10 protein-coding genes are annotated in these 13,259 nt (G+C 70.2%); 4 read left to right on the top strand and 6 right to left on the bottom strand.

Annotated features, from left to right (window positions below; translation table 11 throughout):
- Positions 1 to 93: 93 nt before the first annotated feature.
- Positions 94 to 2,112, top strand: a complete 2,019-nt coding sequence (locus tag KY661_RS12295; RefSeq protein WP_225410386.1) for a hybrid sensor histidine kinase/response regulator — start codon at positions 94 to 96, stop codon at positions 2,110 to 2,112.
- A gap of 12 nt (positions 2,113 to 2,124) precedes the next feature.
- Positions 2,125 to 5,052 (top strand): hybrid sensor histidine kinase/response regulator, encoded by a 2,928-nt coding sequence (locus KY661_RS12290; RefSeq protein WP_225410385.1) that lies wholly within the window; start codon positions 2,125 to 2,127, stop codon positions 5,050 to 5,052.
- On the opposite strand, the gene yedA is transcribed toward KY661_RS12290, so the two are convergent.
- The gene (gene yedA, locus KY661_RS12285) at positions 5,024 to 5,998 is read right to left on the bottom strand and encodes a drug/metabolite exporter YedA (protein ID WP_317987254.1); all 975 of its coding nucleotides are present in this window, start codon (positions 5,996 to 5,998) and stop codon (positions 5,024 to 5,026) included. The genes KY661_RS12290 and yedA overlap by 29 nt on opposite strands.
- A 78-nt stretch (positions 5,999 to 6,076) precedes the next feature.
- On the bottom strand, positions 6,077 to 6,553 hold the full coding sequence (locus KY661_RS12280) for an aromatic-ring-hydroxylating dioxygenase subunit beta (protein ID WP_225410383.1): 477 nt from the start codon (positions 6,551 to 6,553) through the stop codon (positions 6,077 to 6,079).
- Positions 6,554 to 6,764: 211 nt separating this feature from the next.
- Between KY661_RS12280 and hrcA the strand changes: the two genes are divergently transcribed.
- A complete protein-coding gene (gene hrcA / locus KY661_RS12275) occupies positions 6,765 to 7,802 on the top strand; it encodes a heat-inducible transcriptional repressor HrcA (protein ID WP_225410382.1) in 1,038 nt (345 codons plus the stop codon).
- Positions 7,803 to 7,848: 46 nt separating this feature from the next.
- On the opposite strand, the gene KY661_RS12270 is transcribed toward hrcA, so the two are convergent.
- The 4 genes from KY661_RS12270 to KY661_RS12255 form a co-directional block, all read right to left on the bottom strand.
- Positions 7,849 to 9,057, bottom strand: coding sequence for a glycoside hydrolase family 16 protein (locus KY661_RS12270; protein WP_225410381.1), 1,209 nt, complete (start codon positions 9,055 to 9,057; stop codon positions 7,849 to 7,851).
- Positions 9,058 to 9,220: 163 nt separating this feature from the next.
- Positions 9,221 to 10,195: a hypothetical protein gene (locus KY661_RS12265; RefSeq protein WP_225410380.1), complete on the bottom strand. Its 975-nt coding sequence runs from the start codon at positions 10,193 to 10,195 to the stop codon at positions 9,221 to 9,223.
- A gap of 29 nt (positions 10,196 to 10,224) precedes the next feature.
- Entirely contained in the window at positions 10,225 to 11,154 is a 930-nt protein-coding gene (locus KY661_RS12260) for a lipid kinase (RefSeq protein ID WP_225410379.1), read from the bottom strand.
- Between the two features lie 212 nt (positions 11,155 to 11,366).
- Positions 11,367 to 12,083, bottom strand: a complete 717-nt coding sequence (locus tag KY661_RS12255; RefSeq protein ID WP_225410378.1) for a hypothetical protein — start codon at positions 12,081 to 12,083, stop codon at positions 11,367 to 11,369.
- 547 nt (positions 12,084 to 12,630) lie between these two features.
- Between KY661_RS12255 and KY661_RS12250 the strand changes: the two genes are divergently transcribed.
- Positions 12,631 to 13,239 carry a hypothetical protein gene (locus KY661_RS12250; RefSeq protein WP_225410377.1) on the top strand — a complete coding sequence of 203 codons (609 nt, stop codon included), beginning with the start codon at positions 12,631 to 12,633 and terminating at the stop codon, positions 13,237 to 13,239.
- The last annotated feature ends 20 nt before the right edge of the window (positions 13,240 to 13,259 follow it).

Genomic DNA, 13,259 nt, shown 5'->3' with positions numbered 1-13,259 from the left:
GATAGCACACGGCTTGCCTTTGGGGCCTTTTGCCCGGCCCCGAGGCATGCCTAGCGTTCGCCTGTCATCCTCCAGGGCCCCCGCTTGCTCAGCATGATTCCCACCGACACCACCCCTGATCGCAACCCCGAGAGCGCCCCCCGCTCCCGGGCCAGCATTCTGATGGTGGATGATCACCCCTCCAACCTGCTGGCGCTCGAGGCCATCCTGGAGCCCTTGGGCCAGGAGCTCGTCAAGGCCACCAGCGGGGAGGAGGCGCTCAAGTTCCTGCTCCAGCGCGAGTTCGCCGTCATCCTCATGGACGTGCAGATGCCGGGCATGGACGGCTTCCAGACCGCGGCGCTCATCAAGCAGCGCGAGCGCACGCGCACCATCCCCATCATCTTCCTCACCGCGCTCAGCCGGGACGCGGCCCACATCTTCAAGGGCTACGAGCACGGCGCGGTGGACTACCTGCTCAAGCCGTTCGATCCGGAGATTCTGCGCTCCAAGGTCGGCGTCTTCGTGGACCTGTCGCTCAAGGAGCAGCAGCTCCAGCGCCAGGCGGCGCTGCTGCGGCAGAAGGAGCGCGAGGCGCTGGAGCGTGAGAGCGAGCTGCGCTACCGGCGGCTGCTCAACGCGCTGCCCGAGCCCATGTGGGCCGCCAGCGCCGACGGCACGCTCAACTACGCCAACCAGGTCTGGGGCGACTACACCGGCTTGAAGGAAGAGGCGCCCTCGCTGGAGTTCTTCCTGAAGTCGGTGCACCCCGCGGACCGGGACATGATGCGCCGGGAGTGGAACGAGGCGGTGCGCACCGTGTCGCGCATGGAGCACGAGTTCCGCATGCGGCGCCATGACGGCACCTGGCGCTGGCACCTGGGGCGCGCGGTGCCCGAGCGCGATGGCACGGGCAAGCTCGTGGGCTTCATCGCCGTGGCCACGGACATCGACGACAAGAAGCGGGCCGAGGCCACGCTGGAGCGCTTCAAGGCCACGCTGGATGCCACGCTCGACTGCGTGCTCATGTTCGAGCCCGAGCGCCTCACGCTCACCTACGCCAACGTGGGCGCCACCAAGCAGCTCGGCCTGGAGCGCGAGCAGCTCGTGGGCATGCCCATGCTCCAGCTGGAGGGCACCTTCGACGAGGAGGGCTTCCGCAAGCTCCTGGCGCCGCTGCAGAGCGGCGAGCAGCCCAGCCACACCTACTCCACGGTGTACCGGCGCCAGGATGGGCGCGAGATTCCGGTGGAGGCCGTGCTCCAGTACGTGGCGGCGGGCGGGGGCCCGGGCCGCTTCGTCTGCGTGGCGCGCGACATCACCGAGCGCAAGCGGGCCGAGGCGGCCCTGCTGCTGGCCAGCGAGGCGAAGGACGCGTTCCTGGCCGCCGCGAGCCACGAGCTGCGCACCCCGCTGGCCGCCGCCAAGGGCCATGCCCACCTGGCCCTGCTCAAGCTGGGCGGCGAGGGGGAGAGTGGCACGGGCAAGTCCCTGAAGATCATCAACCGGCAGATCGACCGGATGACGAAGCTGGTGGAGGACCTGCTCGACATCAGCCGGCTCCAGGCGGGCCGGCTCTCGCTGGAGCTGGAGCGGTTCGATTTGGGCGGGCTGGTGCGCGAGACGTGTGACCGCATGGGGGTGCTCTCGCAGCAGCACCCGCTGCGCATCGACGTCCAGGAGCACCTGGAGGGGCTCTGGGACCGGGGGCGCCTGGACCAGGTGCTGACGAACCTGTTGTCCAACGCCATCCGCTACTCGCCCGAGGGCGGCGAGGTGGTGGTGAAGGCGGCGGCCGATGGGGAGGGCATTCAGCTGTCCGTGAAGGATTGTGGGGTGGGGATTCCCCCCGAGAAGCAGGCGCTCATCTTCGAGCGCTTTGGACGCGCGCACGGCTCGAAGTACGGCGGGCTGGGCCTGGGGCTGACCATCAGCCAGGGCATCGTCGAGCAGCACGGCGGCCGCATCTGGGTGGACTCCCTGGGCTGTACGGGCGAGGGCTCCACCTTCCACGTCTGGCTGCCCCGCGAGGCGGCCCCGGCCGCTCCGGAGGCGGGCGCCGCCACGGGCGCTGCCCCGCGCTCGGAGCCGCCCCCGGCCTCCGGGGAGCCCCCCCGGGCCTCGGTGGTCTGAACGGTGTCTGACGTGGCGAAGTCCGCGGGCTTTCTGGGCCCCAGTGAGATGCACGCGCGTGTGAACGCGCACGATTGGGCCTCCACCCCCCTGGGGCCCCCCAGCGAGTGGCCGCCCAGCCTCCGCGCGCTGATCCGCACCCTGCTGTCCTCGCGCTACCCCATGGTGCTCACCTGGGGGCCGCGCTTCATCCAGTTCTACAACGACGCCTACTCCAAGCTCATCGGTGACAAGCACCCCTCGGGGCTGGGCGAGGACATCCGCGTCACCATGGCCGAGTCCTGGGACACCCTGGGGCCCATGATTCACGAGGTGATGGCCACGGGCACCGCCAACTGGACGCCCGCCCTCATGCTGCTGATGGAGCGCGGCGGCTACCGCGAGGAGGCCTACTTCAGCGTCTCGCACGCGCCCGCGGAGGACGACGCGGGCCGCATCGTGGGCATGCTCGCGGTGTGCAGCGAGGTGACCCAGCAGGTGCTGGGGGACCGGCGCCTGCGGCTGTTGAGGGACTTGAGCGCCCACGCGGGCGAGAGCCGCGAGGTGCGCAAGACGAGCCAGCAGGTGCTCACCGCGCTGTCCACCGCGCCGCTCGATGTGCCCTTCGCGCTGCTCTACCTGCGCGAGCGGGAGGACAGCCCGCTGACGTTCGCCGGCGCCGTGGGGGGGGCGTGGACGGAGGCCGCCTGCCCCTGGCCGCTGGAGCGCGCCCTGGCCGGGGAGACGGTGCGCGTGGACGATGTGGCGCGGCACCTGACGGTGCACGGTGGGCCCTGGGGAGACGCGGTGGGCTCGGCGCTGCTCATGCCCCTGGCCTCCTCCGGCCAGGCGGCCCCGCTGGGCGTGCTCGTGGTGGGCTTGAGCCCCAACCGCGCGCTCGACGAGGGCTATGCGTCGTTCTACGAGCTGATGGCCAGCCAGGTGTCCGTGGCGCTGCGCAATGCCCGGGCCTCCGAGGAGGAGCGCCGGCGGGCCGAGCAGCTCGCGGAGCTGGACCGCGCCAAGACGGCCTTCTTCAACAACGTCTCCCACGAGTTCCGCACGCCCCTCACGCTGATGCTGGGGCCGCTGGAGGACCTGCTCGGCGCGGGCGTGCTGCCGAAGGCAGCGGCGCAGGAGCTGGAAGTCGTCCACCGCAACGCCTCGCGGCTGCTGCGCCTGGTGAACACGCTGCTGGACTTCAGCCGGCTGGAGGCGGGCCGGCTGGAGGCGAGCTTCGAGCCGGTGGACCTGGCCGCGTACACTGCGGAGCTGGCCAGCGGCTTCCGCTCGGTGGCCGAGCGCGCGGGGCTCGCCTTGACGGTGGACTGCCCCCCGCTGCCCGAGCCCTTCTACGTGGACCGGGAGATGTGGGAGAAGGTTGTCCTCAACCTCCTGTCCAACGCCTTCAAGTTCACCTTCCAGGGCACCATCACCGTGCGCCTGCGCGCGCAGGGCGGGCAGGCACTCCTGGAGGTGCAGGACACCGGCACGGGCATTCCCCCGGAGGACCTGCCCCACCTCTTCGAGCGCTTCTACCGGGTGAAGGGCGCCCAGGGCCGCACCCACGAGGGCACCGGCATTGGCCTGGCGCTCGTGCAGGACCTGGTGCGGCTGCACGGGGGCACCGTCCGCGTCCAGAGCGTGGAGGGAGCGGGGAGCTGCTTCACCGTCGGCCTCCCCGGGGGACGGGCGCACCTGGCCCCGGGGCAGCTCCGCGCCCCCCGGCAGCTCGTCTCCACCGCCACGGGCCCGGAGGCGTTCCTCTCGGAGGCCTGGGGGTGGCTGGAGGACCCCGCGGAGGGGAGCGCCGAGGCGCCTGGGCCCGTGCCCGCGGGGCCCTCGGAGGCCCCGCGGCCCCTCCTGGGGCGCCTGCTGCTGGCGGACGACAATGCCGACATGCGCGACTACATCCGGCGCGTGCTGTCCTCCTCCTTCGAGGTGGAGGCGGTGGCGGACGGGCAGGCCGCGCTGGAGGCGGCGCGCGCGCGCGTGCCGGACCTCCTCCTCACCGATGTGATGATGCCGCGCCTGGATGGCTTTGGCCTGCTGCGGGCGCTGCGGCAGGAGCCGCTCACGCGCACGGTGCCCGTGGTGATGTTGTCGGCGCGCGCGGGCGAGGAAGCCGCGGTGGAGGGGCTGGAGGCGGGCGCGGATGACTACCTGGTGAAGCCCTTCAGCGCCCGGGAGCTGGTGGCCCGGGTGCGCTCCACGCTGGAGCTGTCGCGCATGCGCCGCGAGGCGGGCCTCCAGGAGATGCGCGCGGAGGCGCTCCGGCGCGCGGTGCTGGTGCGCGATGAGTTCCTGTCCGTGGCCAGCCACGAGCTGAAGACGCCCCTGATGGCCTTCCGGCTCCAGCTGGAGCTGCTCGAGCGCGACCTGGGGCCGGAGCCCCGGCAGCGCCTGGCCCCGCGCCTGGCCTCCGCGGGCCGGCAGGTGCAGCGCCTGCACAGCCTGGTGGAGACACTGCTGGAGGTGTCCCAGCTGTCGCTGGGGCGGCTGCGGCTCCAACTGGAGGAGGTGGACCTGGCGGAGGTGGTGGGAGACACGGTGGCGCAGCTCCGGGAGGTCCTGGAGCGCGCTGGCTACACCCTGACGCTGGAGGTGGAGCGGCCGCTGGTGGGGCGGTACGACCGGGCCCGCTTCGAGAAGGTGGTGCGCAACCTGCTCGACAACGCGCTCAAGTACGGCCAGGGCAGGCCCCTCCGGGTGCGCGCGTGGAGCGAAGCGGGCTTCTCGCGGCTGACGGTGGCCGACCAGGGCATCGGCATTCTCCCGGAGGACCAGGCCCGCATCTTCGAGCGCTTCGAGCGCGCGGTGCCCGGCCGCCACTACGGCGGGCTGGGGCTGGGGTTGTGGATTGCCCGCCAGGTGGTGGAGGCCCACGGGGGCCACATCCAGGTGGACAGCGCGCCCGGCGAGGGCACCACCTTCAGCGTGCGAATCCCCCAGGAGCGGTAGGCTCGCGCGCCGGCGGCGGCGGCGGCGCGGAGGACGCCTTGCTGCGGGTGATGAGCATGACGGCCACGAGGATGGCCGCCATGGCCCCCAGCGTGGAGGGGCCCGGCGTCTCCCCGGCGAGCATCCACCCCAGCAGCACCGCCACCATCGGGTTGACGTAGGCATAGCTGGTGGCGAGCGCGGGCCGCGCGTGCGTCAGCAGGTAGCCGTAGGCGCTGAAGGCCACGAGCGAGCCGAAGCCCACGAGGTAGAAGAAGGCGAGCAGGGCGCGCGGGGTGGGCATCGCCACCATGCGCTCGCCCCAGAGCTGGCTCAGCCCCAGCAGCATGACGCCCGCGCATAGCATCTGCGTGGCGGTGGCCATGAGCCCCGGGGCCATGTGCGGGTGGCGCTTGCTCCACATGGAGCCGAAGGCCCAGGCGACGGGCGCCAGCACCAGGCCCACCATGGGCAGCCAGTGCTCGCCCATGGCCCCGCCCCGGTTGAGCAGGGCGATGCCCACGAAGCCCAGCGCCAGCCCCCACCGCTCGGAGGTGCCCGGCCAGTGCCCCGCGGTGAGGCCCCCGAAGAGCGCCGCCCACAGCGGCATGCTCCCGGCCACCAGCGCCGCCACCCCCGAGGGCACCCACTGCTGGGCGATGGCGATGCCCCCGTTGCCGATGACGAGCAGCAGCAGCCCGGTGAAGGCGCTGGCGGCCCACTGGCGCCTGCCCGGCCGGGGCGCCCCCTTCAGGCGCAGCAGCACGTACAGGCACGTGCCCGCCAGCAGGAAGCGGCAGCCCCCCAGCATCAGCGGCGGAAAGCCGCCCATGAGCGCGAAGCGCATGCCCAGGTACGTCGAGCCCCAGATGACGTACAGGGCGAACAGGCAGAAGTAGAGCCACTCCCGGCGGGGGGCCGGGGCGGCGGAGGCGGGGGACAGCGCGGGGACGGCGGGGGAGGGCATGGAGGACAAGGCGCGGTGTTCTAACGCGTCCCCGGAAGGGGTGCGATGTGCGCCAGTGTCCTGAAGTCCCAGGGCTGCTCAGAGCGGGTAGACGCGCGTGCCCGAGAGCCGGCACATCTCGAAGATGACGTCCATGCGCTCGAAGAGGGGCTCGGGGCGCAGCAGCACCTGGGCCTCCAGCCGGCCCACGCTCAGCAGGTCCACCTCGCCCTCGTCCACCGTGTGGTACACGGCGTAGTTGGCGCGCAGCAGCACGCGCCCCGGGCTGCCCTGCTCCACCAGCACGTTGGTGTAGAGGTGGCGGCAGGCGTACGGCACCGTGGCCTGGACCCGGTACAGGGCCTTCACGCGCTCCTCCATGGCGCTCCGGGAGGTACAGTGCAGGAGCGCCACGGGCACCCCCTGCAGGAAGTTCTCCCGGGGGATGAGCCGGTAGTGCCCGTCCTCGGTGAAGCAGCGGGGCCAGTGCGCCAGGGGCCCATCGTCCAGGCTGGTGGCATACCGGTACAGCAGCGAGGCGGCGGTCTGGTGTGCTTCCAGGGGGTCATCGTACATGGCCCGCCATCTGAGGCCGTTCCGCCCTCCCGCTTCAAGGGTGGACGTGGCGTTTCCGGAGGGTGGAGAGCACCCCCTGGAGCCGTCGCCTGACTGCCTGGTGATGGGCTGGGATTGAACCGTTCCCGGGACCTTCTTACACTTCAGACTCTCGTCGTCCTTGCGGCCCTCCTGGCGGCGAGTGGCACGGGCAGCCGGGACTGTGAGCGGGATGTCGGACGAGATTGGCGATCGCGAGAAGGAAGTCCTCCGGGCTGTCGTGCAGGAGTACATCACCACGGGCGGACCGGTGGGCAGTCAGCAGCTCAGCCGCAAGCCGGGGTTCGATGTCTCCTCGGCCACGCTGCGCAACGTGCTGGCGGACCTGGAGGAGCTGGGCTTCCTGGAGAAGCCCCACACCTCCGCGGGACGGGTGCCCACCGACCAGGGCTACCGCTTCTACGTGGACACGCTGGTGCGGCTCAAGGAGCCGGCCCCCCGCGACCGGGAACTCATCCACGCGGGGCTCGGCCAGGAGAAGAACGTCGGGGAGATTCTCTCCGAGGCGAGCCGCGTCCTGCACTCGCTCACCCGCCATGCCAGCGTCGTCATCACCCCCCGCCCGGGCGCCGCGGTGTTCCACCGCATCGAGTTCGTCCGGCTGCGCGAGGACCGGGTGCTGGCGGTGCTCGTGGGCAACGGCGGGCAGGTGCAGAACAAGGTCATCACCGTCGACTTCCCCGTCACCTCGGACGAGCTGCTCAAGGCCTCCAACTTCCTGTCCGAGCTCTTGCGCGAGGTGTCCCTGGAGGAGGCGCGCGAGCGCATCCGCCAGGAGATGGACCAGGAGCAGGCGCTCTACAACGCGTTGACGTCCAAGGCGCTCAAGCTGGGGGCGGCCGCCACGGACCTGCACACCCCGGAGTCCGAGCGCGTGCGCATCGAAGGCACCAACTCGTTCCTGGAGCAGCCCGAGTTCGCCGACGTGGAGCGCATGCGCGCGCTCTTCAAGATGCTGGACGAGAAGCACAAGCTCTTGCAACTGCTCGACCGGGTGCAGCGCGCCCGGGAGATGCAGATCTTCATCGGCGCCGAGAGCGAGTTCTCCGCCGCCGGCGAAGTCACCGTCATCGCCAGCCCCTACGGCAGCCGCGAGCAGGTGCTCGGCACGGTGGGGGTGATTGGGCCCACGCGCATGAACTACCAGCGCGTCATCCCCCTGGTGAACTTCACCGCGCAGGTGCTCTCGCGCGTGCTGGGGCAGGACTAGAGAGGAGCCCCGCCCGGCTTCGGCGGGGCCCCTGCCTGGCAGCGGCTTACTGGCGCTGCCACACCCGGACGTAGTCGACCTTCATGTACATGGGGAAGTCGGCCGGGTTGGGCTCCAGGTAGCCCGTGAAGATGCCGCTCAGCGCCAGGTTCAGGATGATGTGGAAGGGCTTCTGGAACTCTTCCTTGTTGGCGGCGGTGATGTCCACGGTGTGCACGGGCGAGGGGTTCGTCTCGCGGTCCACGTACCAGCGGATCTGCGTGGGCTCCCACTCGATGGTGTACAGGTGGAACTGGGTGACGTTGCCCACGTTGATGTTGCTGGGCTGCTCGTTGTTCTGCCCATCGGCCCAGGGGAACAGCCCGGTGCGCGAGTCCCAGAAGACGTTCTGGAAGGTGCGCGTCTCGGTGTTCTTGTGCTCCATGATGTCGATTTCGCCGCAGCTCGACCAGTTGGAGGCCATGGTGTCGTAGCGGTCCGCGGCCGCGGTGTAGCTCGTCGTCACCGTGTCATCGCACGCGGTGCCCATCATCCAGAACGCCGGCCAGGTGCCCACCGCGCTGGGCATGGCGATGCGGGCCTCGACGCGGCCGTACTTCCAGGACTTCTTGCCCTTGGTGGTGATGCGGCCGGAGAACTGGTACCAGTCGCGGCCCTGCAGCCGCGTGGCCGTCTTGTTGAAGTCGGCGCGGATGACGAGGTTGCCGTCCTGCACGTACGTGTTCGACGGCCGGTACCACTCCCACTCGCCGTTGCCCCAGCCCGAGAAGCTCTGGTTGCCCGGGTTGAAGCCGTTGCCCGTGTGGTAGCTCCAGTTGGCGGCGTTGGGCTGCCCGTTGGTGTTGAAGGTGTCCTCCCACACCACCGCCCAGCCGCCCGTGGGCGGCGGCGTGGTGCCCCCGCCGGACAGGGTGAACTGCGCCCACGCCGTGTCCGTGGCCCCGCCGCTGCTGTTGCCAATGGTGAAGAAGTAGCGCACCGCCGCGCCGCTGGGCACGCCCGTCACGGAGTAGACGTTGTTGTTGCCACTGCGCGTCATCCGGAAGTTGAGCTGGCCACCCCCGTTGATTTGGTAGTGCAGGTCCGCCCAGGGCGCGTCGTTGACGTAGAACTGGACGCTGCTGCTGGAGGTAATCGTGTAGCCCGGCGTGGCCGCCGAGGCGCCCGTGGCGAACAGCAGACACAGGGACAGGGCCAGTCCGGAGGCCATCCGGAGCCGCGGGCTCCGGGCCGGGAGTGCTTCGTTTCCTCGCATCTGAAACTCCTGGGGGCAGACGGCGGAGCCAGCAAACACAGCCAGGAAGTCCGTGCGCTGGCTTCCGTTCGTCACGGGTTGGGGGGATGACTGGGAGAACAGCGAGCGCTGTTGTTGCATGTTTTGGGGGCGAGGGTCACGCGTGAAACCATGGCCCGGTGTGTCATTCCTCGCCGCGCTTCACGCGCTCCCAGGCCTCGTGCACGTAGTCCAACTCGGCGGGGCTCAGCGGCGGCCGCCAGGAGGCCGCGGCCACCCGGGGGGTGTGCTTCAGACAGGCCCCGATGTCTTCGATTAGACAGGCCTGCTGCTCGGGGTTGAGTTCGCGGAAGGCGCGGCCCTGGGCAAAGCCCTCACGCCACGCATAGGCCCTGCCGCGGGAGCCCGTGCGGAGGGTGGCGAGGAATTGGGCCAGCAGCGCGCGGTGGACGAAGCCCCCACCGCCGTTCTGGTTCTGCCAGACGTGGGCGGCCTCGTGGATGAGCGTGTCCCGGCAGGCCTCGGTGAGGGTGCCATCCGGGTGGAAGAGGGCGCCGCCCCAGTGTTCGGGCAGGTACATCGTGTTGCCCACCACGTGGGGGGCCAGGCGTGTCCAGTCCGTGGCGCCCCCCCGCTTGAGGCGCACCACCGCGGCATCCAGCGAGTCCCCGAAGATGCGTGCGAGCAGCGCGCGCTCGGCGGGGGTGAGCGCGCGCGAGGGGCGCTCCAGGAAGGTGAGGGTGAGCACGGCGTTGGCGGTGCCCTGGAGGGCGCGGAGGAAGAGGTCCACGGCGCCCCCGGCCAGCCGGAGGTTCGCCCCCAGCACACCGTGGAGGAGCCGGCGCCCCGCGCGGCGCCCGTGGCCCTGGGCCGCCAGCCGGAGCGCCTCCCAGGCGCCTCGAAGCAGCAGCAGCGGGGCTTCCAGGAGGGTGCGGTACACATCCCGGACGAGGCCGGTGGTGACATCCACCAGCGTCAGCGTGGCATCCAGGAGCCGGGTGCCGAGCGCCCGTGTGGGGCCTCCCAGGGGGCCCAGGGCGGGGCTGTGCAGGTCCAGCAGGCGCTGGGCGGCCCCGAGGGCGCGGGCGGCTCCCCGGACGGGCGCCTGGAGCAACGCCTTGTCCACGGCACGCACGAGCGATGGGAAGGGGACGGCCACCGGGGCAGGGTACCCCGGACCGGGGCCCGTCAGTTCGGAGAGGTGGGCTCCGGGGCTGGTACGAAGACGCGCAACGCCGAGGGCATCAGCTCGAAGCGCATGGGCGTCTGGCCGATCAGCTCTCCATCCGCGTTCACCTCTTGCGAGGGCTCGGCCTCCACGAGCAGCCGGGCGGTCCGCAGGGTGGTGACGGAGGGGTGCTCCACGTGCTCGCCGTTGCGCAGCGAGAACGCCACGCGCGCCAGGGTGGACAAATCCTGGAGGTGGCCCAGCCCCGTGCCCTCCCGGCCCGCGTCCACCGACGGCGCGGTGATGGCGTACACGTGCAGCACGCGGTCATCGAGCGTCGCGTCGGGCGCCACCATGTTGCCGGCGCCGTGGTAGCGGCCATTGCCCACCACGAGCTGCAGCACATCCAGCTCCAGCTCCTGCGTGCCGGTCTTCAGCCGGACGTGGAAGGGCTGGTGCTCCCAGACCTCGGCGGCGGCGGCGACGGGGTAGGCCAGCTTGCCGATGCGCTGCTTGAGCCGCTTGTTGAGCCGCTTGGCGATGGCGGTGGCCAGCCCCAGGCTCGCCGCGTTCAGGAAGGGCCGGCCGTTGGCGAGCCCCACGTCCACCCGGGCCGAGTAGCCCTGGGCGATAACCTCACAGGCGGCCTCGATGGTGTCCGGAATGCCCAGGGAGCGCGCGAAGTCATTGCCCGTGCCGAGCGGCAACACGCCCAGCGTCACGTTCTGGCCGAGCAGGGGCTTGATGACACCGCTCAGCGTGCCGTCGCCTCCGCCCACGAGGATGCGCCGGGCGCCGCGCTGCACGGCCTCATTCAGCACCTGCGGCATGCGGCGTGGCTGGGTGAGGGCATGGCAGTCCATCAGCTCCACGCCTTGGGTGGTGAGCGCTTGGCGGGCTGCCTCGAAGGCCTCCTGTCCCGAGCGCGACTTCGTGTTCACCACCAGCACGGCGGGCCCTTCGTCGAGCGCACGCCGCTGTGGGGGAGCAATGAGAGCCGTTTCCAGGGTGAGACCCTCCTTCTTTCCGGCGATGGAATGTGCGCATGGCCACACCGGAGGAGAAGGGGGGACGCACCGAACGCTGTCCCGCGCCCAGGTGGGGAAAGGGAGGAGACGGGGAATGCTGAACGCCGGGCCAGTGCCTGGCGGGCTCCGCCGCCCTACGGGTTCTTCACCCGCTCGTTCAGCCAGGGCACGAACGTGCTCAACACGTCCGGACGCGGGTTCTGCAGGGTGATGGGCCCCTCCTGCTGCTCGGGGAAGAGGATCGGCTCGAGCGGGATGTCGATCCGGCCCTCGAGGGTCAGCGCGGCGGGCAGCGTCAGGCAGTAGGTGAGGGGCGTGAACCGGTTGAACGTCTTGTACACCAGGATGTACTGCTGGCCCTTCTGGACCCAGTACCCAGCGATCGCCGTCCCGGTCTCGAGCGCGTCCTGGTAGGTCTCGGTCATGACGTGCTCAAGGGTCCGGTCCTCCCGGATGTCCGTCAGGCTCAGCGGATACCCGTACCCATACGGGTAGTCGGCATAAGCGGAGTGGCGTACATCGGACCGGATCTTCACCAGCTGCGTGGCCTGTGCGGTGACCACGTAGGCGTCGTACCGGAAGTCGAGGACGCCCAAGGCCGAGCGGGCATTGAGTTCTTCGCAGTACACACGGCTGTCCGGTGGCGACTCCGGGCCCGGCTCCGGCTCCTGGCTCATGGAGGTGAGGGTCACGGTGGCGGCGGCCGGGGGCTTGTAGGGGAGGGGCTCCGGGGAGGGGCCCGGTTCAGGCTCGCAGGCCGTCACCTGCGCGGCGAGGAGGAGCAGGGCCCCTGTCTTCCAAAAGGATGGGAGTGCATGGGATTCGGGGGAGAAGACGTGCAAACGCTTCATGGAATGTCTCTCAATGTGAGCCGGCCCTGAATTCATGTTTGGTCGAACATGCCACGCCGTCAACAGGTTTCGAAGACAATCGCCGTGAGCAGATTCTCCGGGAATATTCGCGGCCCGTTTCGTTCAGACGCCTAAAAAAGCCAGATTTGAGGGGGCGTGGCTGAAGACAGACTCATTCCAAACCGTGAATCCTTTACGGAGCGGTCTCAAGCGCGGGCTTGGGAGCCTTGAACGTGTTGCGGAGCGGGCGGGGCTGCCCGGCTGCCGATGCGAAAGAGAGCGCTCCCGGCCCCCATTTCCGGAAGACGTGCGTGGAGGGCGCACACGCGGCTCCCCAGAAAAAAGCGCATCCCCCCAGTTTCTTTGCATGGTTTTCCGCCCCCCGGTCTCATGCCTTGTCGAGTGGAGCACCTGTCCGGACTCGCGGAGGTGAGGCTGGGCCAGGCCTTCCACTTAGGTGGCACCGGGGAGCCTTGCGGCCGCGCTCCCCGTGGACCAACACAACGCAGGGACCTGGGGGTTACCAATGAACGGCAAGAAGAATGGGATGCGACTGTTTTCCGTGGTCATGGGCTTGGCGGTCCTGTCGGGCTGCGGGGCCAATGGACCGCAGGCGGCGGACACGCTTCAGGCGCAGCCCGCCAAGGTGGAGGTGAAGGTGGCCGAAGCACGGCCTTCTCACCTGCCTGACTTCAAGTTGGAGCAGATGTCCGTGCTGCTGGATGGAAAGGTCCAGACGATGGGCTCGCTGTCTGGCGCCAATGGCCCCCTCTCCGTCATCGTCGATGAGGAGAGCCTCAAGACAGGCGTGGCCCGGGCCTACCGGACTTCGGAAGAGTTCGATGCCTACGTGGCGAACCAGAACAAGCACTGCGCCACCTCGGACGTATCCGCGGCGGACACCACCTCCCAGTGCGTCTTCTATGACACCCTGGGCTGCGCGGGCTGGACGCTCCGGTTGGCGATCAACTGCGGCTACGCGGCCGGCGATCTGGCGAGCCTGTTGACGGTTCAGTCCTTCGGCCTGGGATGTGGCACGACCTTCATTTGCCCCACCGCGGATTGTTCGGGCTCCTGCCTGGCCGCGACCGGGCCGGCGGGCGCTTGTGTCGACATCACGAGTGGCTTGGTGCAGTGCGCGGGCTGCGCCAACTGATGCCTCAGGGGGCCGGTGCG

The sequence above is a fragment of the Allostigmatella hybrida genome, from assembly GCF_020103775.1.
Taxonomy (GTDB): domain Bacteria; phylum Myxococcota; class Myxococcia; order Myxococcales; family Myxococcaceae; genus Hyalangium; species Hyalangium aurantiaca.
This window is presented reverse-complemented; position numbering and strand designations above follow the sequence as displayed.

Coding starts and splice junctions, on each gene's coding strand:
- KY661_RS12295 (WP_225410386.1), top strand. CDS start 94: ATGATTCCCACCGACACCACCCCTGATCGCAACCCCGAGAGCGCCCCC.
- yedA (WP_317987254.1), bottom strand. CDS start 5,998: ATGCCCTCCCCCGCCGTCCCCGCGCTGTCCCCCGCCTCCGCCGCCCCG.
- KY661_RS12270 (WP_225410381.1), bottom strand. CDS start 9,057: ATGCGAGGAAACGAAGCACTCCCGGCCCGGAGCCCGCGGCTCCGGATG.
- KY661_RS12250 (WP_225410377.1), top strand. CDS start 12,631: ATGCGACTGTTTTCCGTGGTCATGGGCTTGGCGGTCCTGTCGGGCTGC.
- KY661_RS12255 (WP_225410378.1), bottom strand. CDS start 12,083: ATGAAGCGTTTGCACGTCTTCTCCCCCGAATCCCATGCACTCCCATCC.
- KY661_RS12280 (WP_225410383.1), bottom strand. CDS start 6,553: ATGTACGATGACCCCCTGGAAGCACACCAGACCGCCGCCTCGCTGCTG.
- hrcA (WP_225410382.1), top strand. CDS start 6,765: ATGTCGGACGAGATTGGCGATCGCGAGAAGGAAGTCCTCCGGGCTGTC.